Below are 25,105 nucleotides of genomic sequence, written 5' to 3' on the forward strand. Positions count from 1 at the left end.
AGTAGAAGGTATTGCTGCACTATTTCTTGCAAGTTATTGCAAGTCATAAAAAGTGCAGGCCATAAAAAAGATTATTTACGGCGACGGCTGATGGCGCAAGCCTGGTTTTTGATATTTGGGTGGCTGATTCAGAAAGCAAGTGCAAACGATGAAAATGCCTGTCGTCTCACAGTGTTAGCGAGCCGACAGGCAAAACAGAGCGGAATTATGGCTGATAAATCCCTACGCCGAGTTCATTCTCTTTGCGCGTACGGGCAATTACGGATTCTGGAGATTGTGCAATGCGCAGCCCCATTTCGTCTTCAGTACGGACAACTTTGCCGCGCAGAGAGTTGTTCGTTGCAACTTCCGTGATCTCGACATCAACAAACTTACCGATCATATCCGGGGTGCCTTCGAAGTTTACCCCACGGTTATTTTCGGAACGCCCGGTTAGCTCCATAACGTTTCTGCGTGAGGTACCTTCCACCAGAACGCGCTGGGTTGTGCCGACCATCTTGCGGCTATACTCCATTGCCTGTTGGTTGATGCGCTCTTGCAAAATATAGAGCCGCTGCAATTTCTCGCTTTCAGGAACGTCATCAACCATATCGGCGGCAGGCGTTCCAGGACGTGCGGAGAAGACGAAGCTGTAGCTCACGTCAAAGTTCACATCCCCAATCACTTTCATGGTTTGCTCGAAATCTTGCTGGGTTTCACCAGGGAAACCAACAATAAAGTCAGAGCTAATCTGAATCTCAGGGCGTACCGCACGCAGTTTGCGAATAATCGATTTATATTCAAGCGCGGTATGCGTCCGACCCATCAAATTCAAAATGCGGTCAGAACCACACTGAATTGGCAGGTGCAGGAAGCTCACCAGTTCTGGCGTATCGCGATAAACATCGATGATATCATCAGTAAATTCAATCGGATGGCTGGTGGTGAAGCGAATGCGGTCTATACCGTCGATTGCGGCAACCAGGCGCAGTAATTCAGCAAAAGAACAGATGCCACCGTCGAAAGACGGGCCACGATAAGCATTCACGTTCTGGCCGAGCAGGTTCACTTCCCGCACGCCCTGGGCGGCGAGCTGTGCAATTTCAAACAGCACATCATCGCAAGGGCGGCTCACTTCTTCACCACGGGTGTAAGGCACCACGCAGTAAGTACAATACTTATTACAGCCTTCCATAATAGAAACGAAAGCGGTTGGGCCGTCGGCTTTGGGTTCTGGCAGACGGTCAAACTTTTCGATTTCAGGGAAACTGACGTCCACGATTGGGCTGCGGTTACCGCGCACTTTGTTGATCATTTCAGGCAAACGGTGCAGGGTCTGCGGGCCGAAAACAATATCAACATAATGCGCACGGCTGCGAATCATCTTGCCTTCCTGGGAAGCAACGCAGCCGCCAACGCCGATAATCACATCGGGGTTTTTACGCTTTAAAAGTTTCCAGCGGCCTAGCAGATGGAATACTTTTTCCTGGGCTTTTTCACGGATGGAGCAGGTGTTAAGCAGCAACACATCCGCTTCTTTTGGGTTATCCGTAAGGGTATAGCCATGTGTGCTGTTCAGCAGATCGGCCATCTTCGATGAATCGTATTCGTTCATCTGACAGCCCCAGGTTTTTATATGGAGTTTTTTGGTCATCGACTTGCCATTGCTCAGTTAAAGCCAGGAATTCAGGCGGCGTATTGTAATGCTTTGGCGTTGTTGTGACCAGCCTACGAAACCTGGGTAAAAATCCGGTAGAATCAGGATAGACAATTTAAGGACAAAATCATCATGCTGAATCAGTCAATTGATGTTGTGGTCGTCGGCGGAGGCATGGTCGGTGCGGCTGCCGCTCTCGGTCTTGCGCAAAATGGTTTTCGTGTTGCGGTGATCGAGCATCAAGCTCCCGCCGCATTTGATGCCGCAAGCCAGCCCGACGTGCGTATTTCGGCTATTAGCTCGGCGTCCGTTGGTTTGCTGAAATCCCTCGGGGTGTGGAGCGCTATTCGCTCTATGCGCAGCCATGCTTACCGCCAGCTCGAAACCTGGGAGTGGGAAAGCGCCCACGTGAGTTTTAAGGCAGATGAACTAGGTCTGCCAGAGCTTGGCTATATGGTTGAAAATCAGGTGTTGCAACTGGCGTTATGGCAGGCCCTGGAAGCGCATTCTAACGTTACGCTGCTGTGTCCGGCGGAGATTATCCGCATGCACGGTGAGGCAGGGCAGTGGACGTTACATTTTGCGGATGATCAAACTTTAACGGTTCCGATGGTCATCGGCGCGGACGGTGCGAATTCTCAGGTTCGCCGTTGGGCTGGAATTGGGATTCATGCCTGGGAATATCGTCAGTCCTGCATGCTTATCACCGTGAGGTGCGATCAAGCGCCAGGGAATAGCACCTGGCAGCATTTCACTCCGAATGGGCCGCATGCATTTTTACCGCTTTTTGATAACTGGGCTTCGCTGGTGTGGTACGACTCACCTGCGCGTATTCGGCAGTTGCAAAATATGCCGATGCCACAATTGCAAAAGGCGATACAAGCGAGCTTCCCTGAGCGCTTAGGCAAAGTCACACCCGTTGCCAGCGGCGCTTTCCCTCTGACGCGTCGCCATGCATTGCACTATACACAGCAAGGACTGGCTTTAATCGGCGATGCCGCGCATACCATTCATCCATTGGCCGGGCAGGGTGTGAATTTAGGGTATCGAGATGTAGAAGCATTGATGGATGTGATGATTAATGCACGTAGCTACGGCGAAAATTGGGCAGATGCTCGCGTCCTGAAGCGCTATCAGACGCGCAGGCAGGCGGACAATTTCCTGATGCAAAGTGGAATGGATCTTTTCTATGCTGGTTTTAGTAACAGTTTGGGGCCGCTGCGGGTGATGCGTAATTTAGGACTGATGGCGGCTGAACGCGGTGGCGTATTGAAACGTCAGGCGCTGAAGTATGCGTTAGGATTATGATTCGTTAATGATTTTGTAGGTCGGATTAGCGTAAGCGACATCCGACCTGGTTGCCAGATGCAGAAAAGCAAAAAGCTCGCCGAAGCGAGCTTTTCATTTTTGGCTGGGGTACGAGGATTCGAACCTCGGAATGCTGGTATCAGAAACCAGAGCCTTACCGCTTGGCGATACCCCAAAAATATGGTGGCTACTACGGGAATCGAACCTGTGACCCCATCATTATGAGTGATGTGCTCTAACCAGCTGAGCTAAGTAGCCAAATTGTAATTCTCAAAACTCTTTTTTGACTGGCTGGGGTACCTGGATTCGAACCAGGGAATGCCGGTATCAAAAACCGGTGCCTTACCGCTTGGCGATACCCCAACTTTGGGTGCACAAAACTAATATGCTATGTCAAAAACTGTTATGTCAAAAAAGTGGCTGGGGTACCTGGATTCGAACCAGGGAATGCCGGTATCAAAAACCGGTGCCTTACCGCTTGGCGATACCCCATCCGTGCAACGCTATAAAATGGTGCGGGAGGCGAGACTTGAACTCGCACACCTTGCGGCGCCAGAACCTAAATCTGGTGCGTCTACCAATTTCGCCACTCCCGCGCTTAAAAAAAGAATTATGGTGGCTACTACGGGAATCGAACCTGTGACCCCATCATTATGAGTGATGTGCTCTAACCAGCTGAGCTAAGTAGCCTTCTTTTTTTCGCGTCACCTTATCGGCGTTGCGGGGCGCATTATGCGTAGTTGGACTTCTAGCGTCAACAAATTTTTTCCCGAAAAGTGGCTGAAATTGTCTGTTTGACCAGCTTACGAACAGCTTGATGCAATATTCGTCAATTATCGGTTATTTCGTGGTTTTATTGGGTGAAAAATCCCGAATTGAGGTAGGGATTCATGCAGAAATAAAAACGGGCCCGTAGGCCCGTGTAGTTAATTTTGTTCGCTTATTTGTAAGCAGACTGGTGAACGCCCACTGCACGACCCGATGGATCATTCATTGTTTTGAACGCTTCATCCCATTCAATCGCCTTAGCGGAAGAACAGGCCACTGATGGACCGCCCGGAACGCATTGTGCAGCGCTTGGCAGTGGGAACAACTCTTCGAAGATTTCACGATACAAATACGCTTCTTTAGAGCCTGGCGTGTTGTATGGGAAACGATAGCTTGCTGTTTCCAGTTGTTGATCGGTCACCTGGCCTGCAGCAACTTCTTTCAGCGTATCAATCCAGCTGTAACCCACACCGTCAGAGAATTGCTCTTTTTGACGCCATGCAACGCTTGCTGGCAGATAGGATTCAAAACATTCACGCAGGATATGTTTTTCCATTTTGCCGTTGCCACACATTTTGTCTTTCGGGTTGATGCGCATGGCGACATCAAGGAATTTTTTGTCGAGGAACGGTACGCGAGCTTCAACGCCCCATGCAGACATCGCTTTGTTAGCACGTGCACAGTCAAACATATGCAGAGCCTGCAGTTTACGCACGGTTTCTTCATGCAGTTCTTTATCGTTTGGCGCTTTATGGAAGTACAAGTAGCCACCAAACACTTCATCAGAACCTTCACCGGACAGCACCATCTTGATGCCCATCGCTTTAATTTTGCGTGACATCAAATACATCGGAGTGGAAGCGCGAATCGTTGTCACATCATAAGTTTCAATGTGATAGATAACATCGCGGATCGCATCCAGACCTTCTTGTACGGTGAAATGAATTTCGTGGTGCACGGTACCCAAATGGTTTGCCACTTCTTGGGCGGCTTTCAGGTCAGGAGAACCGACCAGCCCGACGGCGAAGGAGTGCAGTTGTGGCCACCAGGCTTCTGAACGCTCTTCATCTTCTACGCGACGCGCCGCAAATTTCTTCGTGATGGCGGAGATAACAGAGGAATCCAGACCGCCAGAGAGCAGAACGCCATAAGGAACGTCAGACATCAGGTGGCTTTTCACGGAATCTTCCAGCGCCTGACGCAATTCGTTTTTATCCGTAACGTTATCTTTTACCGCATCGTATTCGAACCAGTCGCGTTGGTAGTAGCTGCGAATTTCTCCGTCTTTGCTCCACAGATAGCTGCCCGCCGGGAATTCTTTGATGGTACGGCAAACCGGAACTAGCGCTTTCATTTCTGACGCGACATACATGTTGCCGTGTTCGTCATGGCCCATATACAGCGGGATGATGCCGATATGGTCGCGGCCAATCAGGTACGCATCTTGTTTTTCATCATAAAGAATGAAAGCAAACATGCCTTGCAGATCGTCGAGGAACTCTGGACCTTTCTCCTGGTAAAGTGCGAGGATCACTTCGCAATCTGAACCTGTCTGGAATTCGTAGCGGTCGCCGTATTCCGCGCGCAGAGCCTGGTGGTTGTAGATTTCACCGTTAACTGCCAGAGCGTGAGTTTTTGCTTTGTTGTACAGCGGCTGCGCGCCGGCGTTAACGTCGACAATAGAGAGGCGTTCGTGAGAAAGAATGGCTTTATCGTTAGCGTAAACGCCAGACCAGTCAGGGCCACGGTGGCGCATCAGGCGAGATAACTCGAGCGCTTTCTTACGCAGTTCGACCGCATCGGTCTTAATATCCAGAACACCAAAAATTGAACACATAGAACTCTCTCCGCAAACTCTCTTGAGTCATTAAATTGTCATGTCGCATTGCCGTTTTTTGATTTTTGAGCGGCGCTGCTGCGTTGCATGACTATGAAAATGCGCAATCATTGATGGGAATGCAAGCCCTTTAGCTTAAAGGGGATAAATAGTTCAGTAGTGATTGTTGATTACTGAAAAATGAAGAGGAAATAAGCTGGAAAATTAGTGGATCGGCAATGAAAGGCGAAAATCATTAAATGAAGAGTGCGGCATTTGGAGGGCGGATAAACGAAAGCGTAATCCACCCCTTAAAGGTTTAGATGATATCGACTTCTGCAACCGACGGGTAAATCCAGGAAGGGCGGAATGGCATGGCATCGATGTCGTTTAAGGTCGAAACCCCTGACAGAACCAGAATCGTCTCCAGACCGGCCTGGAACCCTGCAAGAATATCGGTGCGCAGGTTATCGCCAACAATGACCGTGTGCTCTGAATGGGCCTGCATTTTGTTAAGCGCGGCGCGGATAATCCACGGGCTTGGTTTGCCCACGCAGAATGGCTTACGGCCAGAGATTTTCTCAATACCCGCACACAGGGCGCCACAGGCGGGATAGTAACCACGGCCGTGTGTATCCGGGTTGGTCGCAATAAAGCGTGCGCCGTTCGCTACAAAATAGGCGGCTTTGTGCATCATTTCCCAGTTGTAGGAGCGTGTTTCACCGACGATAACAAAATCAGGGTTAATGTCGGTGATGGTGAAGCCCGCTTTATACAACTCGTGAATCAAGGCCCCTTCACCTACGACATAGGCTTTTTTCCCTTCCTGACGGCGGAGGAAATCGGCGGTTGCCATCGCAGAGGTATAAAAGACGCTGTCAGGCACATCAATACCGGCAGATGCAAAACGGTTCGCCAGATCCTGGCCCGTTTGCGACGGGTAATTGGTCAGCAGCACCAGCGGCATACCCTTTTCCATAATGCGGGCTAAGAATTCATTAGCACCAGGTACGGCGACGTTATCGTGCATCAGCACGCCGTCAATATCACAAATTACATTCTGAATGGTCATTGACTACTCGGGCTCACCTGAAAAGAAGGCGTAACTATAGCGTAAAAGAGGGCTTAACTGGATTAACTTTCCAGCAAACGCTGAAGCAGAACGCCATTAAGCATGGAGCGTTTTACCAGGGCAAAAGCGCCAATGGCCGAACGATCATCCAGTTTTGAGCATACGACAGGCAGGTTTTTACGAAACGCTTTTAACACCTGAGTGTTGATGCAGCCTTCAATTGCGGGAAGCAGCACTTTTTCCGCTTCGATAATTTCACCGGCAATCACCACTTTTTGCGGATTAAACAGGTTAATGGCAATGGCGATAGCTTTACCCAGATGGCGACCAACATGTTCAATGACTTCACACGCCAACGCATCGCCTTTATTTGCTGCTTTGCAAATGGCCGTAATGTCGCACTCTTCAAGCGTCAGGCGGCTGTTATAACCTTGTTCAAGCAAGTGGCGTACGCGATGCTCGATGGCGGCATTGGCGGCAATAGTTTCAAGGCAGCCAAAGTTTCCGCAGTGGCACCGTTCACCTAACGGGTCGACCTGAATATGGCCGATTTCACCAACGTTACCGTTGCGGCCAATAAAAATGCGCCCGTTTGACAGGATCCCGGCACCGGTACCGCGGTGTACACGCACCAAAATGGAGTCGTCGCAGTCGTGAGTTGCACCAAAGTAGTGCTCGGCGAGCGCCAGGCTACGAATGTCATGCCCGACATAGCAGGTCACTTTGAACTGTTTTTCAAGGCTATCAACCAGCGACCAGTTGTTCACCTGGATATGCGGCATATAACGGATCACGCCGCTTTCAGGATCGACCAGGCCCGGCAGAATTACAGAGATGGCAATCAGTTCGCGTATTTTGCGCTGGTTTGACTCAATAAAATGAGTGATGGCATTCAGCAATGCGTGTTCGAGCGTTTCCTGGGTGCGTTCAGGAAGGGCGTAATGCTCTTCCGCAAGCGGTTTAGCGCTAAGATCAAACAGCGTAATGGTGGCATCATGGCGACCAAGACGCACGCCAATGGCGTGGAAAGCGCGGGTTTCGGTGATAATCGAGATAGCGCGGCGGCCTCCAGTGGAAGCCTGCTGATCGACTTCTTTGATCAGCCCGCGCTCAATAAGCTGGCGAGTAATTTTCGTGACGCTGGCAGGCGCAAGCTGGCTCTGTTCGGCAATCTGAATGCGAGAGATTGGCCCATGTTGGTCAATCAGGCGATATACCGCCGCGCTATTCAGCTGTTTTACCAGATCGACATTACCAATTTGAGCCTGTCCGCCAGTCGTCATGCCTTAATTACTCAGTTACGACCTCGTTACCATTAACAAAGGTCTTGGTGATTTTAAAATCGCGAGTAAAAGTCGTCAGGTTGGCGACTTTTCCTGCAGCGATTGTACCTAATTGTTGTTCTACGCCCATCGCACGGGCAGGGTAGAGAGTCGCCATACGCAGGACTTCATCTAAAGCGATACCTGCATGTTCTACCAGGTTTCGTACCCCTTCGATCATCGTCAGGGCTGAACCGCTCAGCGTACCGTTCTCATCTACACACAAACCATCGCGGTAGTATATTGTTTTTCCTGCGAAAATGAACTCATCGATATTTGCCCCCGCCGGAGCGGTTGCATCGGTCACGAGGCAAAGTTTATCGCCCTTGACCTTTTTCGCCGTGCGAATATTGGCATAGTCCACATGTAAACCATCGGCAATGATACCGCAGTAAACATCGGGCTCATCAAAAATTGCACCTGCAAGACCCGGTTCACGGCCAGTAATGTATGGCATCGCGTTGAAAAGATGGGTTGCGAAGGTAATGCCCGCGCGGAAACCTACTTTGGCTTCTTTCACGGTGGCATTGGAGTGCCCGGCAGAAACGATAATGCCGGAGGCAACCAGTTTGCTGATCACTTCTGGCGCGACCATCTCTGGAGCCAGAGTGACTTTGGTGATGACATCTGCGTTTTGGCACAGGAAATCGACCAGTTCTGCATCAGGTTTACGCACATAGCTTGGGTTGTGCGTCCCTTTTTTCACCATGTTCAGCCACGGGCCTTCAAGATGCAGACCGAGTGCCTGGTGCTGATACTTCGCCAGGTATTCGCGCATCACTTTTACGCCTTGCTTCATCAGCTCATCGCTACTGGTGATTAGCGTCGGTAAATAGCTGGTGCAGCCAGAGCGCTCATTGGCTTTCTGCATAATTTCCAGCGTTTCAACCGTTACCGCATCGGCGGAATCGTTGAACTGCACGCCGCCACAGCCGTTGAGCTGCACATCAATAAAACCGGGGGCGATGATTGCTCCGCCCACATCGCGAGTCTCAATACCCGCAGGGAGATCTGAGCGCGGGCAAACGCGTTCAATCAGGCCGTTCGCGATAATAACCGCGTGATCATCAAGAATTTCATGGCCGGTATAAATCCGACCGTGAGTTAATGCAAACATAGTTACCCCCGGTTATACCCGTCATACTTCGAGTTGCAGCGGTGTTGGCTGCAACTCAAATGAGTCAGGGTATAAGATAATATTTAAAGATCTTTGATGTTTTCAGCTTCGAGCTCATTGAAGTACTTCAGCGTCTTCACTTTGAGTTCCATGGTGGACGGTTCATCACAAACAACCACGGCTTTAGGGTGCAGTTGCAGACAGCTAATGGTCCACATGTGATTCACGTTACCTTCTACAGCCGCTTGCAGAGCCTGAGCTTTCAGATGGCCGAGAACCAAAATCATCACTTCTTCTGCATCAAGCAGCGTGCCTACGCCCACAGTCAACGCATATTTTGGCACTTGAGAAACGTCGCCATCAAAGAAACGGGAGTTTGCAACACGGGTGTCATGGGTCAGGGTTTTAATACGGGTACGAGATGCCAGAGAAGACGCAGGCTCGTTGAATGCGATGTGACCGTCGTTGCCTACGCCACCCATAAACAGGTGAATTTTTCCGTATGAACGAATTTTTTCTTCATAACGGCGGCATTCTGCGTCAACATCTTCGGCATTGCCGTTCAGCAGGTTGATATTTTCTGCTGGGATATCAACGTGATCAAAGAAGTTACGGTGCATGAAAGTGTGGTAGCTTTCTGGATGCTCTTTTGGCAGACCAACGTACTCATCCATATTAAAGGTGACGACGTTTTTAAAGCTGACCTGGCCCGCTTTATGCATCTCTACCAGCGCTTTATACGCTTCAAGAGGCGTACCACCTGTTGGCAGGCCCAGCACGAACGGACGATCTGCTGTCGGGTTAAACGCATTGATACGCTTAACGATATGGCGTGCTGCCCATTTGCCAACTTGAGCTGGGGTAGCCAGGGGAATCAGTCTCATCATTCACCTCATAAGTTAATAGAAAATTACTTTAGCCAGATTGATTGTCCGAACCCTTTAAGGGTAAACCAGTTTTAAACTGACTATGACGGGATCAATCTGTCTTGATTTTTTGGATGATAAAATAAGTTTTAGTCGATAGCCAGTCAAAGGGGAGTGGAATAACAATATTTGGTGATTTTAATCACAAAAAAAGGGTGTTTAATTTGCGATACGAATTAATTTTTCACACACTCAGAAAGTTGGTGAATAATCGCCATGCTTTCAAGGTTTGTTAAACAATAATAAAACGGCTTTGAACGAGCCTTAACGGGGTCTCATAGGGGGAATTAACGTGAGTATTCTAGGTTATATGCAAAAGGTTGGCCGCGCGCTGATGGTGCCGGTAGCCACGCTACCAGCCGCAGCCATATTAATGGGTGTTGGTTACTGGATTGACCCGGTTAGCTGGGGTGGTGATAGCGCATTAGCTGCGTTATTCATCAAATCTGGTGCTGCAATCATTGACCATATGGGTGTGCTGTTCGCCATTGGTGTGGCTTACGGTATGTCCAAAGATAAAGATGGTGCTGCTGCACTAACCGGCTTTGTCGGTTTCCTGGTTTTGACCACACTTTGTTCGCCAGCCGCTGTTTCCATGATCAAGCATATTCCGCTGGATCAGGTTCCTTTGGCGTTCACTAAAATTGAAAACCAATTTGTGGGCATCATGGTGGGGATTATCTCCGCAGAGTTGTACAACCGCTTTAGCAGCGTCGAACTGCCAAGAGCGTTGTCCTTCTTTAGCGGCCGTCGCCTGGTTCCAATTCTGACCTCCTTTGTGATGATCGCGGTTGCCTTCATCATGATGTTCATCTGGCCAATCGTGTTTAGCGGCCTGGTGAACTTTGGTGAGCATATTCAGAAGATGGGTTCTATTGGCGCGGGCGTTTACGCGTTCTTCAACCGTCTGCTGATTCCAGTTGGTCTGCACCACGCGCTGAACTCTGTATTCTGGTTCGACGTTGCGGGTATCAACGATATTCCTAAATTCCTGGGCGGTGCTAAATCTATCGCTGAAGGAACGGGTATCGTGGGTATTACCGGTCGTTATCAGGCGGGCTTCTTCCCAATCATGATGTTCGGCCTGCCAGGTGCGGCACTTGCAATCTACCATTGCGCGCGCCCTGAAAATAAAGCCAAAGTACTGGGTATCATGATGGCGGGTGCGTTTGCTGCCTTCTTCACGGGTATCACCGAACCGTTGGAATTCTCCTTCATGTTCGTTGCTCCAGTTCTGTATCTGATTCACGCAGTGCTGACCGGTATCTCTGTATTTATCGCAGCAAGCATGCATTGGATTGCGGGCTTCGGCTTCAGCGCAGGTCTGGTGGATATGGTGCTTTCTTCCCGTAACCCGCTGGCAACACACTGGTGGATGCTTATCCCGCAGGGCCTCGTATTCTTCGTTATCTACTACGTCGTGTTCCGTTTCACTATCACCAAATTCAATCTGTTAACTCCAGGCCGTGAGCTGGCAGTTGCAGGGGATGAGGCTGATGGTCAGGACGTTAATGTTAGCGCTAATACTAATCAGGATGTTTCTGAGCTGGCTCGTCAGTACATTGCAGCGGTAGGGGGTTCTGCAAACCTGACCGGTATTGATGCATGTATCACTCGTCTGCGTCTGGGCGTAAAAGACTCTTCGCTGGTTAATGAAGCTCTGGCTAAACGCCTGGGTGCGACCGGTGTTATCCGTCTGAATAAAACCAGCGTGCAAATCATCGTCGGCTTTGTGGCTGAGAAAATTGCTAACGCAATGAAAACCGCGGGCGATGTTGCGCCGGCACCTGCAAGTGCTGCGGCTGCTGCACCGGTTACTGCGGCGTCAAAACCACAGGCTGTACCTAATGCCGTTACCATCGCTGCTCTGGTTTCTCCGGTCACGGGTGATGTAGTTGCACTGGAACAGGTTCCTGATGAAGCTTTTGCCAGCAAAGCAGTAGGTGATGGTGTGGCGGTTAAGCCAACCGAAAAAACGGTTGTCGCGCCAGCTGCCGGTACCATCGTAAAAATCTTTAATACTAACCACGCGTTCTGTCTTGAAACCGAAAAAGGTGCAGAGATCGTTGTCCACATGGGCATTGATACCGTCGCACTGAACGGTCAGGGCTTTACCCGCCTGGTAGAAGAGGGCGCTGAAGTGGTTGCAGGCCAGCCGATTCTGGAAATGGATCTTGATTTCCTGAACGCAAATGCCCGCTCCATGATTAGCCCGGTAGTTTGCAGCAATATCGACGACTACAGCGGTCTGGTTATCCAGGCGAAAGGTTCTGTCGTTGCAGGGCAAACTCCGCTGTACGAAATTAAAGGCAAATAATCGCTCCTGAGTCATTGATTGTGCCTTTAGCGGCTGGCGAGTCTTTCTCCAGCCGCTTTTTTATTGCTTCTGGTTAGTCCCCCCGATGTCCTTATTTATGCAACTAAAGGTTGTTTCCGGCGCTTGCTTATAAGATCATGTGCCAATTAACGAAAGTTTTTGCATAGAGGAACCCGCGATGAGTGAGGCAGAAGCCCGCCCAACTAACTTTATTCGCCAGATCATCGATGAAGATTTGGCCAATGGTAAGCACAACAGCATTTGCACCCGTTTTCCGCCAGAGCCAAATGGCTATCTGCATATCGGTCATGCTAAATCCATCTGTCTGAACTTTGGTATCGCCCAAGATTATCAAGGCCAGTGCAACCTGCGTTTCGATGACACCAACCCGGCAAAAGAAGACATCGAATTCGTCGATTCCATTAAGCATGACGTCGAATGGCTAGGTTTTCATTGGTCCGGCAACGTGCGCTACTCCTCCGATTATTTCGATCAGCTGTTCAACTATGCTGTAGAACTTATCAATAAAGGTCTGGCGTATGTTGATGAACTGACGCCTGAGCAGATCCGTGAATATCGTGGCTCCTTGACCGCGCCTGGCAAAAATAGCCCATTCCGCGATCGTAGCGTTGAAGAAAACCTCGCATTGTTCGAGAAGATGCGTAACGGTGAATTTGCCGAAGGAACCGCGTGCCTGCGTGCGAAAATCGATATGGCATCGCCATTTATCGTGATGCGCGATCCGGTTATTTATCGTATCAAGTTTGCCGAGCACCACCAGACTGGCAACAAGTGGTGCATCTACCCGATGTACGACTTCACCCACTGCATTTCCGATGCGCTGGAAGGCATTACGCACTCCCTGTGTACGCTGGAATTCCAGGACAACCGTCGTCTGTACGATTGGGTGCTGGATAACATCACCATTCCTGCGCATCCGCGTCAGTACGAATTCTCTCGCCTGAATCTCGAATACGCCATCATGTCCAAGCGTAAGCTGAACCTGCTGGTAACTGAGAAGGTGGTAGAGGGTTGGGATGACCCGCGTATGCCGACTATTTCTGGTCTGCGCCGTCGTGGTTATACCGCCGCTTCTATCCGTGAGTTCTGCAAGCGTATTGGTGTCACTAAGCAAGACAATACCGTTGAAATGGCCTCTCTGGAATCTTGTATTCGTGATGACCTGAACGAGAATGCGCCGCGTGCGATGGCGGTACTCGATCCGGTGAAAGTTATCATTGAAAACTTCCCGCAGGGTGAAGTTGAAATGGTGACCATGCCTAACCATCCGAACAAACCGGAGATGGGCAGCCGTCAGGTGCCGTTTAGCCGTGAAATTTACATCGACCGCGCTGACTTCCGTGAAGAAGCTAACAAACAGTACAAGCGCCTGGTGTTGGGTAAAGAAGTGCGCCTGCGCAATGCGTATGTGATTAAAGCCGATCGCGTAGAGAAAGATGAAGCAGGTAACATTACCGTGCTGCATTGCTCCTACGACCCGGACACATTAAGCAAAGACCCGGCAGACGGACGTAAAGTTAAAGGCGTTATTCATTGGGTCAGCGCGGAACACGCTCTGCCAGTTGAAATTCGTCTTTACGATCGTCTGTTCAGCGTGGCAAACCCAGGTGCTGCGGAAGATTTCCTTGCGACGATCAACCCGGAATCTCTGGTGATCAAGCAAGGTTTCGTTGAGCCTAGCCTGCAAAATGCTGAAAAAGGTAAAGCGTATCAGTTCGAGCGTGAAGGTTATTTCTGCCTTGATAGCCGTTATGCAACCGCTGAAAAACTGGTATTTAACCGTACAGTTGGTCTGCGTGATACCTGGGCGAAAATGGGCGAATAATCCCCTCGCTGTAAGTCAATATCTGACAAAAACGTCGCAAATTGCGGCGTTTTTTTTCGCTTTATAATCATCAGCTTAACTTTTTATCTGCATTCGCGTTGCGAATTAATGTTATTTAAGTCCGTTTTCATACATTTTCTTCGGTCAATCCTGAAGCATAAAAAATTCTAGCAATCACTATGTGAGCGCTCTCTATTAGAGCTTTGTATGTAAATTAACGTAATTTACCCTATAAAATTCTCGTGTCGTTGTTTGTTACAAATACTCATAAATTATGTGCTCTCTGTCATAGTATCGGAATGAACTCTTACAAAGTCGTTGATAATTCGCGTCGCGAAAAATAGTCTTATGAACAGCAGTAATGCGGGCAAATATTCATAACCGCTTTAGCCGTTAGGCATTTTTACTTTTTTTCGCGATATGACGTCTTTTAACGTCCAGCGATTATTTATACGTCAAAGAGGAATATTATATGCGTACGTTTAGTGGCAAACGTAGTGCGCTGGCTCTTGCTATTGCAGGTGTCACGGCTCTTTCCGGACTGGTTGTAATCCCTCAGGCAAGTGCAGCAGGTTTTATTGATGACTCCACGCTGACCGGCGGTGTCTATTACTGGCAACGTGAGCGCGACCGTAAAGACGTTACAACGGATAAATACGAAACCAACCTCGCTCACTCCACATGGAACGCAAATCTGGACTTCCAGTCTGGTTATGCTGCGGACATGTTCGGTCTTGATATTGCGGCCTTTACTGCTATCGAAATGGCAGAAAATGGTGACAGCGGTCACCCAAACGAAATCGCATTCTCTTCAAAAAACAAAGCGTATGACGAAGACTATTCCGGCGATAAAAGCGGGATTAGCCTCTATAAAGCCGCTGCTAAATTCAAATATGGTCCAGTCTGGGCGCGTGCAGGTTACATCCAACCCACCGGTCAAACTCTGTTGGCTCCGCACTGGAGCTTCATGCCAGGCACCTATCAGGGCGCTGAAGCGGGTGCAAACTTTGACTATGCAGATGCGGGCGCATTGAGCTTCTCCTACATGTGGACTAACGAATATAAATCCCCATGGCACCTGGAGATGGACAAGTTCTATCAGAACGATAAAAACACCAAAGTCGATTACCTGCACTCTGTCGGCGCTAAATACGACTTCAAAAATGATTTGATCCTTGAAGCGGCCTTCGGCCAGGCTGAAGGTTATGTGGATCAATACTTCACCAAAGCCAGCTATAAATTTGACATTGCTGGTAGCCCGCTGACCACCAGCTATCAATTCTATGGAACGCGTGACAAAGTCTCTGATGGCAGCGTCAACGATCTGTACGACGGTACTGCATGGTTGCAGGCATTAACCTTCGGCTATCGAGTCGGCCAGGTCGACCTGCGTCTTGAAGGCACCATGGTTAAGGCAGACGGCCAGCAGGGCTACTTCCTGCAACGTATGACGCCAACTTATGCATCTTCTAACGGTCGTCTTGATGTGTGGTGGGATAACCGCTCTGACTTCAACGCCAACGGTGAAAAAGCGGTATTTGCAGGCGCAATGTATGACCTGAGCAACTGGAACCTCGCGGGTTGGGCGGTAGGTGCTTCTTATGTTTACGCATGGGATGCTAAACCAAGCTCTAAACCGACGACCGATGGCTTCTACGATGCGGATCGCCGTCTGAAAGAGTCTGCATACAGCCTTGATGCAATGTATACCGTTCAGGATGGTCGTGCGAAGGGAACCCTCTTCAAGTTGCACTTCACTCAGTACGACAACCACTCCGATATTCCAAGCTGGGGCGGGGGTTACGGCAACATCTTCCAGGATGAGCGCGACGTGAAATTTATCGTTATCGCCCCATTCACCATCTTCTGATTTGATTCCGGGCATGAGAATGCCCGGTTTGTTTAAGGATACTCAGCATGAAAAAAATCATTTTAGTGACGGTGATGGCTTTAGGTTTGAGCGCCTGCGCACAACCGAAAACAGCGCCGGAAGATTCAAAGCTGAAAGCAGCTTACAGCGCGTGTATTAACACCGCCGAAGGTAATCCGGATAAAGTCCAGGCGTGCCAAAGCGTGCTCAATGTGCTGGCTCAGGAAAAACAGCATCAGGAATTTGCGAAGAAAGAGACGGTTCGCACCCTCGATTACCAGAATTGCATTCAGGCAACCCGCACGGGTAACGACCAGGCGGTCAAAGCCAAATGCGATAAAATCTGGCAAGAGATCCGTACCAACAACCAGTAGCGGTGATCTTCATGCAATAAAAAAACCGGTGAGCTTCCTCACCGGTTTTTTTACATCTGACCTCTGGGTTAGGGAAGCCAGGATAGACGGATTACTTTTCGCTGATTTCGTGTGCGTGCTCGTCTGTACGGCAATCACCTTCAGCGCAGTGACCATAAAGGTACAGGCTGTGGTTCGTCAGACGAATGCCATGACGAGATGCAATCTCACGCTGGCGCGCTTCGATTGAATCATCACTGAATTCAATAACTTTGCCGCAGTCCAGGCAGATTAAGTGGTCATGGTGATGCTGTTGCGTCAGTTCGAACACGGATTTACCGCCTTCGAAATTATGACGGGTCACAATGCCTGCATCATCAAACTGGTTTAATACGCGATAAACGGTGGCGAGACCAATCTCTTCACCCATATCAATCAGACGCTTATATAAGTCTTCCGCACTGACGTGATGATTCACCGGCCCCTGCAACACTTCTAAGATTTTTAATCGAGGAAGCGTGACTTTCAGGCCGGCCTTCTTTAATGCGGTATTGTTGTCAGTCATGCGGAAATTGTCCTGTTGCTTAACGAATCGCTCGGACTCAGGGTGAGCGTTAAGATGAATGCGTCTCATTATAGAACTGCAAATTCTAAATGGGAACCGCAAGTATTATACCCGTCATACTTCAAGCTGTGGGGGGTGTTGGCTGCACTCACTTACCCCAGTCACTTACTAAAGTAAGCTCTTGGGGATAAGCTCCCTGGCCGCCTGGCCACAACTTGAATTATTTAGGGTAAAAGCATATTCAAGCCAGAAAACTGCGGCTGAGTCGCGATTTGCTTGCCTTACTAGCTATTTTCCAGGAATTCATTGTACAGGGACAAACTGAAAAGTTACAAATTTGTAGCAATTATTTTAATCGGAAATATCTATTGATAATGTGACGCAGCCAAAGGGCCACGTCACTAATAGCATTAAGCGCTGAGGATATCAGCCAGATTCAGTTCTTCAGAAACCTGGTTAACCCATTTCTGAACGCGCTCTGCGGTAAGCTCAGGTTGGCGATCTTCGTCGATAGCCAGGCCAACAAAGTGATCGTCATCTGCCAGGCCTTTAGACGCTTCGAAATGGTAACCTGCTGTTGGCCAGTGGCCCACAATCGCCGCACCGCGCGGTTCGATAATGTCGCGAATAGTACCTAATGCGTCACAGAAATATTCTGCGTAGTCTTCCTGGTCGCCACAGCCGAACAGCGCAACCAGTTTGCCATTGAAATCAACTTCTTCCAGCGTCGGGAAGAAATCATCCCAGTCGCATTGCGCTTCGCCGTAATACCACGTTGGAATGCCGAGAAGCAGAATATCGAAGCCTTCCAGGTCTTCTTTGCTGCTCTTAGCAATGTCATGCACCTCAGCAACGTCCTTACCGAGCTGTTTTTGAATCATTTTCGCGATATTTTCGGTATTACCGGTGTCGCTGCCGAAAAAAATGCCTACGATTGCCATGAGTAAAATAACCTCTTGATACTTAATGGTATGATGGCTGCTATTTGGCCACAGATAGGGCAATCATAGCAGAACACATCACGGGGCGGAAACTGCTATAACCCTGTAGTGCACAGACTGCAACATTATACCCATCGTCCTGCAACTCGAATGCTAATGGGTATAACACGATATCTAACTAAGATGTTGCTTCAGTTGTTCGAGCAGTATCTCTTCAATCAGTTCACTGCGGCTGATATTGCGCGCTTCAGCCAACTGATTAAGAGCCTCTACCGCCTCATTGTTGAGCTTTAACTCCACTCGCTTCAGGCCGCGTACTTTATCGCGCTTGAGTTGATTGCGTTTGTTGATACGCAACTGCTCATCACGCGTTAGCGGATTGGTTTTTGGTCGCCCCGGGCGACGCTCGTCCGCGAACAGATCTAATGTAGTACGGTCCGTTTGTTCTTTTGCCATGATTAGACTACTGACAGGGAATTCAGGTGGCACGGAGCGGGGTGCTCTGGCGCAATTTAGCGCGCAATCATACATCAGCATGGCTTGCGCGCCAACGCGTTAGCCGCATCTTGCGGCCAGTCGGTCTGTTTTTAATCAGTTTGCGGCTGTTAGGTCGATAAAACGATGGATTGCGCGCAAAACAGCATCAGGTTTTTCGGCATGGACCCAATGCCCGGCTCCGGCAACCACATGTGCACGCGCCTGCGGGAACTGCGAAAGCAGTTCGCTACGGTGTGATTCATCCACATAAGGCGAGGTGCCACCGCGTATAAACAGTGCCGGTTCGTTCCACGCCGGAATTTTTTTCCAGCCGACAATATTTTCGTACTGCTCCCACAACACCGGCACATTAAATTTCCATTCACCATCGGTAAAAGATTTCAGCAGGAACTGAATCACACCTTCTTCATTAAGGTATTCACGCATCACTTTCGCGGCCTGCTGACGCGTTGTGATTTTCTCGGCACTAACCGCATTAATTGCCGCAAAAATCTCGTCATGGCGGCGAACCTGATAATCCACCGGCGCAATATCAATGAGCACTAATTTATCGATGCGCTGCGGTGCAATCGCGGTCAGCGCCATCGCCACTTTGCCGCCCATCGAATGACCGATGATAATCGCTTTCTCAACGCCATATTCATCGAGCGTTTCCACTACGTCCTGCGCCATGGCGGCGTAGTTCATCTCTGGGCTACGTGGTGATAAACCGTGGTTGCGAAGATCAATTTGCAGCAGCGTGTGATTTTGCCCAAGGTCACGGGCCAGCACGCCAAGATTATCCAGGCTACCAAAAAGACCGTGAATAAGTACGATGGGGGAATTACTAGTCGATTGTTGCGCAGTTTGCAGGCGAGCATTCAATTTCATGGCAAAGTTCTTTTTTTTTACTTCGTGAGGTTAGGGTATCATAACGGCATCCTGCCGCTGTGCCGCAAATATTCAGTCTAGTCTGACTTTGTGGTGTGACAAAAGCTTGGCGCTACCCGAGGTTGGGATTTGTCCCTATAATCCCAACAACTTGTATTCAGAAAAGATATCGCACTGGATTAAGATGAAAACAATTGAAGTTGATGACGAGCTCTATCGCTATATTGCCAGCCACACGCAGCACATTGGTGAGAGCGCGTCCGACATTTTACGGCGCATGTTGAAATTTACCGCCGGCCAAACGCCTGCTACACCAGCAACGACCGGCCAGGCAGCACAAGTTGTCGCCGCTCCGGAAGCCAAACCCGTAAACAAAGCACGCGATCGTGTTCGCGCGGTGCGTGAACTGCTGCTTTCCGATGAATATGCAGAACAAAAGAAAGCTGTTAACCGTTTCATGATGGTGCTTTCTACGCTGTATACCCTCGATGCTCATGCTTTTGGTGAAGCGACCGAATCGCTGCATGGTCGCACCCGCGTCTATTTTGCCGGTAACGAGCAAACGCTCCTTGCTAACGGCAACCAGACTAAACCTAAGCATGTTCCAGGCACGCCATACTGGGTCATTACTAATACCAATACGGGTCGTAAATGCAGCATGATCGAACACATCATGCAATCAATGCAGTTCCCGGCGGAATTGATTGAAAAGGTTTGCGGCACAATCTAACACCTCGCGTCAGAAGGAAAGGCCAATGGCTAACCACCCTCGTGCAGGACAACCGGCACAACAGAGCGATTTGATTAACGTAGCCCAACTCACGGCCCAGTATTATGTGCTGAAGCCTGAAGTGGGGAATAGCGAACACGCGGTGAAGTTCGGAACTTCCGGTCACCGTGGCAGTGCGGCACGTCATAATTTCAACGAGCCTCACATTCTGGCGATTGCTCAGGCGATTGCAGAAGATCGTGCAAAAAATGGAATTACCGGGCCGTGCTATGTGGGTAAAGATACTCACGCGCTGTCTGAACCTGCGTTTATCTCCGTGCTGGAAGTGCTGGCTGCGAACGGTGTGGATGTCATTGTGCAGCAGGCAAACGGCTATACGCCGACACCTGCTATCTCTCATGCCATTCTGACGCACAACAAATCAGGTGGTGCACAAGCGGACGGTATCGTTATTACGCCTTCGCACAACCCACCGGATGACGGCGGTATCAAATACAATCCGCCAAACGGTGGCCCGGCTGATACTAACGTCACCAAAGTGGTTGAAGATCGCGCTAATACGCTGCTGGCTAACGGTTTGAAAGACGTAAAACGCATCTCTCTTGATCAGGCGTGGGCAAGCGGCCACGTGCAAGAACAAGATCTGATTCAGCCGTTTATCGAAGGGCTGGTGGATATCGTTGATATGGCTGCTATCCAGAAAGCGGGCCTGAAACTGGGCGTTGATCCGCTCGGTGGTTCCGGTATCGAATACTGGCAGCGTATTGCGAAGCACTACAATCTGGATCTGACGATTGTTAACGATCACGTCGATCAAACCTTCCGCTTCATGCATCTCGATAAAGACGGCGCTATCCGTATGGATTGCTCCTCCGAATGCGCAATGGCGGGTTTGCTGGCGCTGCGTGACAAGTTTGATTTGGCATTTGCCAATGACCCGGATTACGACCGCCACGGTATCGTCACGCCTGCGGGCCTGATGAACCCGAACCATTACCTGGCTGCTGCGATTAATTACCTGTTCCAGCATCGTCCGCAGTGGGGCAAAGATGTTGCAGTGGGTAAAACCCTGGTTTCTTCTGCGATGATTGACCGTGTGGTGAATGATTTGGGCCGCAAGCTGGTAGAAGTGCCGGTTGGTTTCAAATGGTTTGTCGACGGCTTATTTGACGGAAGCTTTGGCTTTGGCGGTGAAGAGAGCGCCGGGGCATCATTCCTGCGTTTCGACGGCACGCCGTGGTCCACCGATAAAGACGGCATCATCATGTGCCTGCTGGCGGCAGAAATTACCGCCGTAACCGGTAAAAATCCGCAGCAGCATTATGACGAACTGGCTGCCCGTTTCGGTGCGCCAAGCTATAACCGTCTGCAAGCGCCAGCCACGTCTGCGCAGAAAGCGGCACTGTCCAAACTTTCCCCTGAAATGGTTAGCGCAAGTACGCTGGCGGGCGACCCGATTACCGCACGCTTAACCGCGGCACCAGGTAACGGCGCATCCATTGGCGGCCTGAAAGTGATGACCGAAAACGGCTGGTTTGCAGCACGTCCTTCCGGTACGGAAGATGCGTACAAAATCTACTGTGAAAGTTTCTTGGGTGCAGAGCATCGCCTGCAAATCGAGAAAGAAGCGGTTGAGATTGTTAGCGAAGTGCTTTCAAGCGCGAAATAAGCGTTAATAACAGTGAAAAGGCGCCGTGAAGGCGCCTTTTTTACGTCTGTTGATAGCTACAACATAAATCGATAACCAATCCCTGTTTCGGTCAACAGATGGCTTGGGCGCGCCGGATCGCTTTCCAGTTTCTGACGCAAATGCCCCATATAAATCCGCAGATAGTGGCTGTGCTCCACGGCATTTGGCCCCCAAACCTGGTTGAGCAACTGGCGCTGAGTCAGCACTTTACCGTGGTTATTTAACAGCGTGGCGAGCAGGCGAAATTCAATCGGAGTGAGGTGAATCTCCGCCCCCTCGCGTGTAATGCGCCGCGAGGCGAGATCAACGGTGATAGTAGAAAACTGATAAACCGGATCGGGCTGCGCAAGGCTTGCATGGCGGCGCAGCACCACGCGCAAACGCGCCTGTAATTCACCAATGCCAAACGGTTTACTGAGATAGTCATCGGCTCCGGCATCCAGCGCATCAATTTTAACTTGTTCATCGCTGCGAGCAGAAAGTACCACAATCGGCGTCTGGCTCCACTGGCGAAAATCGCGAATAAAATCAATGCCGTCGCCATCCGGTAAACCAAGATCAAGGATCACTAAATCGGGTTTGCGCGTGGCGGCTTCCAGCAAACCCCTTTGTAGCGTATCGGCTTCATGAACGCGTAACGATTCCCCTTCCAGCGCGGTGCGCAGAAAACGGCGGATCTCTTTTTCATCTTCAACAATCAGAACTGATATCACAAAGCCTCGTTCATCTCTGCCATTTCCGGTGCCGGGGGCAGGGGTAAAATAACATGAAAACTCGCGCCGCCTTCCGGGCGATTGGCCGCAAAGATCTTTCCGTCATGCACTTCGACTATCGCCTGACAAATTGCCAGACCCAAACCGACGCCGGGAATGGCGGACTCTTTATTGCCCCGTGAAAACTTATCAAAGATTAGCCGCTCTTTACCAGCAGGAATGCCCGGTCCGCTATCCCAAACTTCAAGATCCAGTTTATCCGCCACGGGTTGGGCGTGAATGCCAATGTTTGCCTGAAAACCTGCGTACTTTACGGCGTTTTCCAGCAGGTTTATCAGCACGCGTTCAAACAGCGGGCCGTCGACGTGAATAAGCATCAGCGGATCGGGCAAATCCAGTGCGATATGACGCCCGCCGAGGCTCGGCTCCAGCATTTTTAACGCGCTACCCACCACTTCCTCGAGCGTGAGCCACTCTTTGCGCAGGTTAAATCCGCCGGACTGTATACGCGCCATATCCAGCAAATTATTAACCAGGCGGGTGGTATTAAGCACGTGCTGGCGAATGTCATTGGCCTGCGGGGCATGCTTAGAACCTTCAGACGCCAGATCCAGCGTCAGAATTTCTGCCTGACCAAACAGCACGGTTAGCGGGGTACGCAAATCGTGTGAAAGTGCAGCGAGCAGTGAATTACGCACCTGTTCGCGTTCGCTGGAAAGCCGCGCCTGTTCCTCGCTTGCTGTCAGTAATAATCGTTCAAGCGCCGTGGCGGCCAGCAATGTGAAAGTTTCCAGCAGGCGTTGCTGCTCGGGGATCATTAGCTGACGCAAATTACTCGGTTCGACAATCAGCAGGCCGAGCGTTTTTGCGGGCGTTTTAAGCGGCAAAATCTGATACGGCACGCCCGGCAGCGTGTCTGTCCCGGCACCGGCTGGCTGGCCTTTATCAAAGCTCCAGCGGGCGATGGCTTCGTCCCAATTTTGCGGCTCGCTTTGCGCATTCGCCCGCTTCAGAACCCCGTTTTCATCGGGCAGCAGCAACTGGGCGCGGGCATTAAAACTGTTATTAATAAACAGCTCGCTGGTGGCGGCAATATCCTGCGGAGTGCGCTCGGCGGCGAGCGCTTTAGACATCTCATAAAGATGGCGGGTGCGTTGCTCGCGATAGCGGGCGATTCTCGCCTGATAACGCACGCCCGCCGTCAGGTTGCCGATAACCAGGCCGACGGTAAGCATGACCGCAAAGGTTAACAAATACTGAATATCAGAAACCGCCAGCGTGCCGTGCGGGGCGATAAAAAATAGATCGAAACTGAGGACGCTTATCACCGTTGCCAGCACCGACGGCCAGCGACCATAGAACAACGCTACAATCACCACGCCCAATAAATAGAGCATCACCAGGTTTGCGGCGTCAAACGCCATTAACCACTGATTGGCAATAAATGTCGTCACAGCACAAAGCGCGATGGCAACGCCGCAGCCGCGGAGTTGTACGCGCCATTTCTCGCTGAAACTACGGGAATCCTGGGTGGACGGCGAAGAGACAGAGGGTTTGTCATCCAACGCCACAATCACCAGATCGAGATCGGGCGCACGGCGCGCTAATTTATCGGCAAAGGATTCACGGCTCCACCAGCGTCGCGTCGTCCGCCTGCCAATAATTATCTTCCCGAGATTATGCTCACGGGCGTAACGTAAAATCGCTTTATCTTCTGCCGGATCGGCAAGCGTGGTGGTTTCGGCACCCAGCTCCTGGGCGAGGCGTAATGCGGCTAAAATAGCGCGGCGTTGATGTTCCGGTAAACGGTGAAGCAGTGGGGTTTCAACATAAACCGCGTGCCACACGCTACCCAGTTTTGCCGCAAGTCTCGCGGCGGTTCGCACCAGTTTTTCATTGCCCGAGCCGTGGCCGATGCACAATAAAATGGCATCTCGCGTATGCCAGACTTTTTCCTGGCCTTGGTTTTCGCGCCAGGCGCGCATTTGGTCGTCGACGCGATCGGCGGTGCGGCGTAACGCCAGTTCGCGCAGGGCAATTAAATTCCCTTTACGGAAAAAGTGTTCGATGGCGCGTTCGGCCTGGCCTGCGATATACACCTTTCCTTCATGCAGGCGCTGGCGCAAATCGTCAGGGGGTAAATCAACCAACACGATTTCGTCGGCGGCATCAAAAATCGGATCGGGTACGGTTTCGCGCACCTGAATACCGGTTACACCACCCACGATGTCATTCAGGCTTTCGAGATGCTGCACGTTGACGGTCGTAAAAACATCGATGCCCGCGTCCAGCAACTCTTCCACATCTTGCCAGCGCTTGGGGTGGCGAGAGCCGGGTGCATTGCTGTGCGCCAGTTCGTCCATCAGAATCAAGGCCGGGTTACGCGCCAGAGCGGCGTCGAGATCGAACTCCTGAACCCAACGCCCGCGATGATGGATACGTTTTGCTGGCAGCAAATCCAGTCTGTCGAGCAACGCGGCGGTCTCTTTACGGCCGTGCGTTTCCACCACGCCAATCAGAATATCCAGCTCCTGCGCCCGCAGGCGTTGCGCCTCCTGAAGCATGGCGTAGGTTTTCCCTACGCCCGCGCAGGCCCCGAAAAAGATTTTCAGTTTTCCTCGAGCCGGGCGTCCGACCTGCTCCAGTAATTTATCGGGATTAGGGCGCAGTGGTTCCTCTGTCATAACAACTCCTGGTGGGCCGAAGATAATCCCTGGTATTTTTGGTGGATGGCGCGGACGCTTATC

Annotated in this window: 19 protein-coding genes and 6 tRNA genes; 7 read left to right on the forward strand and 18 right to left on the reverse strand. The window is 50.5% G+C overall.

Features of this window, described 5'->3' with window-relative positions:
- Positions 1–205 precede the first annotated feature (205 nt).
- On the reverse strand, positions 206–1,633 hold the full coding sequence (gene miaB / locus AB1E22_RS15490) for a tRNA (N6-isopentenyl adenosine(37)-C2)-methylthiotransferase MiaB (protein WP_367596126.1): 1,428 nt from the start codon (positions 1,631–1,633) through the stop codon (positions 206–208).
- A 135-nt stretch (positions 1,634–1,768) separates the two neighbouring features.
- On the opposite strand from miaB, the gene ubiF reads away from it, so the two are divergent.
- Complete coding sequence (ubiF, locus tag AB1E22_RS15495; RefSeq protein WP_367596127.1) at positions 1,769–2,944, forward strand: 3-demethoxyubiquinol 3-hydroxylase; 1,176 nt, start codon at positions 1,769–1,771, stop codon at positions 2,942–2,944.
- Positions 2,945–3,044: 100 nt separating this feature from the next.
- Here ubiF and AB1E22_RS15500 read toward each other — a convergent pair.
- The 11 genes from AB1E22_RS15500 to nagB form a co-directional block, all read right to left on the reverse strand.
- Positions 3,045–3,119 (reverse strand) — tRNA-Gln (locus AB1E22_RS15500).
- 6 nt (positions 3,120–3,125) lie between these two features.
- Positions 3,126–3,202: transfer RNA gene (locus AB1E22_RS15505), tRNA-Met, on the reverse strand.
- A gap of 30 nt (positions 3,203–3,232) precedes the next feature.
- Positions 3,233–3,307 (reverse strand) — tRNA-Gln (locus AB1E22_RS15510).
- A 54-nt stretch (positions 3,308–3,361) separates the two neighbouring features.
- Positions 3,362–3,436 (reverse strand) — tRNA-Gln (locus tag AB1E22_RS15515).
- A gap of 19 nt (positions 3,437–3,455) precedes the next feature.
- Positions 3,456–3,540: transfer RNA gene (locus AB1E22_RS15520), tRNA-Leu, on the reverse strand.
- A 17-nt stretch (positions 3,541–3,557) separates the two neighbouring features.
- A tRNA-Met gene (locus AB1E22_RS15525) sits at positions 3,558–3,634 on the reverse strand.
- A gap of 250 nt (positions 3,635–3,884) precedes the next feature.
- Positions 3,885–5,549 carry an asparagine synthase B gene (gene asnB / locus AB1E22_RS15530; RefSeq protein ID WP_367596128.1) on the reverse strand — a complete coding sequence of 555 codons (1,665 nt, stop codon included), beginning with the start codon at positions 5,547–5,549 and terminating at the stop codon, positions 3,885–3,887.
- A 298-nt stretch (positions 5,550–5,847) separates the two neighbouring features.
- Positions 5,848–6,600 (reverse strand): HAD-IIA family hydrolase, encoded by a 753-nt coding sequence (locus AB1E22_RS15535; RefSeq protein WP_034456689.1) that lies wholly within the window; start codon positions 6,598–6,600, stop codon positions 5,848–5,850.
- A 62-nt stretch (positions 6,601–6,662) separates the two neighbouring features.
- Positions 6,663–7,883: a DNA-binding transcriptional regulator NagC gene (gene nagC, locus AB1E22_RS15540; RefSeq protein ID WP_367596129.1), complete on the reverse strand. Its 1,221-nt coding sequence runs from the start codon at positions 7,881–7,883 to the stop codon at positions 6,663–6,665.
- Positions 7,884–7,890: 7 nt separating this feature from the next.
- Positions 7,891–9,039: an N-acetylglucosamine-6-phosphate deacetylase gene (gene nagA, locus AB1E22_RS15545; protein WP_367596130.1), complete on the reverse strand. Its 1,149-nt coding sequence runs from the start codon at positions 9,037–9,039 to the stop codon at positions 7,891–7,893.
- Between the two features lie 83 nt (positions 9,040–9,122).
- Positions 9,123–9,923, reverse strand: a complete 801-nt coding sequence (nagB, locus tag AB1E22_RS15550) for a glucosamine-6-phosphate deaminase (protein ID WP_183271433.1) — start codon at positions 9,921–9,923, stop codon at positions 9,123–9,125.
- A 334-nt stretch (positions 9,924–10,257) separates the two neighbouring features.
- Here nagB and nagE point away from each other — a divergent pair, with 334 nt between their 5' ends.
- The 4 genes from nagE (at position 10,258) to chiQ (ending at position 16,372) form a co-directional block, all read left to right on the forward strand.
- A complete protein-coding gene (gene nagE, locus AB1E22_RS15555; RefSeq protein ID WP_367596131.1) occupies positions 10,258–12,282 on the forward strand; it encodes an N-acetylglucosamine-specific PTS transporter subunit IIBC in 2,025 nt (674 codons plus the stop codon).
- A gap of 178 nt (positions 12,283–12,460) precedes the next feature.
- On the forward strand, positions 12,461–14,128 hold the full coding sequence (gene glnS, locus AB1E22_RS15560) for a glutamine--tRNA ligase (RefSeq protein ID WP_367596132.1): 1,668 nt from the start codon (positions 12,461–12,463) through the stop codon (positions 14,126–14,128).
- A 472-nt stretch (positions 14,129–14,600) separates the two neighbouring features.
- Complete coding sequence (gene chiP / locus AB1E22_RS15565; RefSeq protein ID WP_367596134.1) at positions 14,601–15,998, forward strand: chitoporin ChiP; 1,398 nt, start codon at positions 14,601–14,603, stop codon at positions 15,996–15,998.
- Positions 15,999–16,045: 47 nt separating this feature from the next.
- On the forward strand, positions 16,046–16,372 hold the full coding sequence (gene chiQ / locus AB1E22_RS15570; RefSeq protein ID WP_367596135.1) for a ChiQ/YbfN family lipoprotein: 327 nt from the start codon (positions 16,046–16,048) through the stop codon (positions 16,370–16,372).
- 91 nt (positions 16,373–16,463) lie between these two features.
- Here the strand turns inward: chiQ and fur are convergent, their stop codons facing one another.
- From fur to ybfF, 4 genes are all read right to left on the reverse strand, one after another.
- Positions 16,464–16,916: a ferric iron uptake transcriptional regulator gene (fur, locus tag AB1E22_RS15575; RefSeq protein ID WP_367596136.1), complete on the reverse strand. Its 453-nt coding sequence runs from the start codon at positions 16,914–16,916 to the stop codon at positions 16,464–16,466.
- A gap of 410 nt (positions 16,917–17,326) precedes the next feature.
- Positions 17,327–17,857 (reverse strand): flavodoxin FldA, encoded by a 531-nt coding sequence (gene fldA / locus AB1E22_RS15580; RefSeq protein WP_367596137.1) that lies wholly within the window; start codon positions 17,855–17,857, stop codon positions 17,327–17,329.
- 174 nt (positions 17,858–18,031) lie between these two features.
- Entirely contained in the window at positions 18,032–18,313 is a 282-nt protein-coding gene (ybfE, locus tag AB1E22_RS15585) for a LexA regulated protein (protein WP_367596138.1), read from the reverse strand.
- 135 nt (positions 18,314–18,448) lie between these two features.
- The gene (ybfF, locus tag AB1E22_RS15590) at positions 18,449–19,225 is read right to left on the reverse strand and encodes an esterase (protein ID WP_367596140.1); all 777 of its coding nucleotides are present in this window, start codon (positions 19,223–19,225) and stop codon (positions 18,449–18,451) included.
- Between the two features lie 184 nt (positions 19,226–19,409).
- Here ybfF and seqA point away from each other — a divergent pair, with 184 nt between their 5' ends.
- Both seqA and pgm read left to right on the forward strand, forming a co-directional pair.
- Positions 19,410–19,955, forward strand: coding sequence for a replication initiation negative regulator SeqA (seqA, locus tag AB1E22_RS15595; RefSeq protein WP_367596141.1), 546 nt, complete (start codon positions 19,410–19,412; stop codon positions 19,953–19,955).
- 25 nt (positions 19,956–19,980) lie between these two features.
- Positions 19,981–21,624 carry a phosphoglucomutase (alpha-D-glucose-1,6-bisphosphate-dependent) gene (pgm, locus tag AB1E22_RS15600; protein ID WP_367596142.1) on the forward strand — a complete coding sequence of 548 codons (1,644 nt, stop codon included), beginning with the start codon at positions 19,981–19,983 and terminating at the stop codon, positions 21,622–21,624.
- Between the two features lie 56 nt (positions 21,625–21,680).
- Here the strand turns inward: pgm and kdpE are convergent, their stop codons facing one another.
- Both kdpE and kdpD read right to left on the reverse strand, forming a co-directional pair.
- Entirely contained in the window at positions 21,681–22,358 is a 678-nt protein-coding gene (gene kdpE, locus AB1E22_RS15605) for a two-component system response regulator KdpE (protein ID WP_367596143.1), read from the reverse strand.
- Positions 22,355–25,042 carry a two-component system sensor histidine kinase KdpD gene (kdpD, locus tag AB1E22_RS15610; protein ID WP_367596144.1) on the reverse strand — a complete coding sequence of 896 codons (2,688 nt, stop codon included), beginning with the start codon at positions 25,040–25,042 and terminating at the stop codon, positions 22,355–22,357. The genes kdpE and kdpD overlap by 4 nt, the downstream gene beginning before the upstream one ends.
- Positions 25,043–25,105: the final 63 nt, after the last annotated feature.

This window comes from Buttiauxella gaviniae (assembly GCF_040786275.1).
In the GTDB taxonomy this organism is placed as follows: domain Bacteria; phylum Pseudomonadota; class Gammaproteobacteria; order Enterobacterales; family Enterobacteriaceae; genus Buttiauxella; species Buttiauxella gaviniae_A.

What these genes read in the sequence shown, in the direction of transcription:
- miaB (WP_367596126.1), bottom strand. Translation starts at nt 1,633, where the DNA reads ATGACCAAAAAACTCCATATAAAAACCTGGGGCTGTCAGATGAACGAA.
- ubiF (WP_367596127.1), top strand. Translation starts at nt 1,769, where the DNA reads ATGCTGAATCAGTCAATTGATGTTGTGGTCGTCGGCGGAGGCATGGTC.
- asnB (WP_367596128.1), bottom strand. Translation starts at nt 5,549, where the DNA reads ATGTGTTCAATTTTTGGTGTTCTGGATATTAAGACCGATGCGGTCGAA.
- AB1E22_RS15535 (WP_034456689.1), bottom strand. Translation starts at nt 6,600, where the DNA reads ATGACCATTCAGAATGTAATTTGTGATATTGACGGCGTGCTGATGCAC.
- nagC (WP_367596129.1), bottom strand. Translation starts at nt 7,883, where the DNA reads ATGACGACTGGCGGACAGGCTCAAATTGGTAATGTCGATCTGGTAAAA.
- nagA (WP_367596130.1), bottom strand. Translation starts at nt 9,039, where the DNA reads ATGTTTGCATTAACTCACGGTCGGATTTATACCGGCCATGAAATTCTT.
- nagB (WP_183271433.1), bottom strand. Translation starts at nt 9,923, where the DNA reads ATGAGACTGATTCCCCTGGCTACCCCAGCTCAAGTTGGCAAATGGGCA.
- glnS (WP_367596132.1), top strand. Translation starts at nt 12,461, where the DNA reads ATGAGTGAGGCAGAAGCCCGCCCAACTAACTTTATTCGCCAGATCATC.
- chiP (WP_367596134.1), top strand. Translation starts at nt 14,601, where the DNA reads ATGCGTACGTTTAGTGGCAAACGTAGTGCGCTGGCTCTTGCTATTGCA.
- chiQ (WP_367596135.1), top strand. Translation starts at nt 16,046, where the DNA reads ATGAAAAAAATCATTTTAGTGACGGTGATGGCTTTAGGTTTGAGCGCC.
- fur (WP_367596136.1), bottom strand. Translation starts at nt 16,916, where the DNA reads ATGACTGACAACAATACCGCATTAAAGAAGGCCGGCCTGAAAGTCACG.
- fldA (WP_367596137.1), bottom strand. Translation starts at nt 17,857, where the DNA reads ATGGCAATCGTAGGCATTTTTTTCGGCAGCGACACCGGTAATACCGAA.
- ybfE (WP_367596138.1), bottom strand. Translation starts at nt 18,313, where the DNA reads ATGGCAAAAGAACAAACGGACCGTACTACATTAGATCTGTTCGCGGAC.
- ybfF (WP_367596140.1), bottom strand. Translation starts at nt 19,225, where the DNA reads ATGAAATTGAATGCTCGCCTGCAAACTGCGCAACAATCGACTAGTAAT.
- seqA (WP_367596141.1), top strand. Translation starts at nt 19,410, where the DNA reads ATGAAAACAATTGAAGTTGATGACGAGCTCTATCGCTATATTGCCAGC.
- pgm (WP_367596142.1), top strand. Translation starts at nt 19,981, where the DNA reads ATGGCTAACCACCCTCGTGCAGGACAACCGGCACAACAGAGCGATTTG.
- kdpD (WP_367596144.1), bottom strand. Translation starts at nt 25,042, where the DNA reads ATGACAGAGGAACCACTGCGCCCTAATCCCGATAAATTACTGGAGCAG.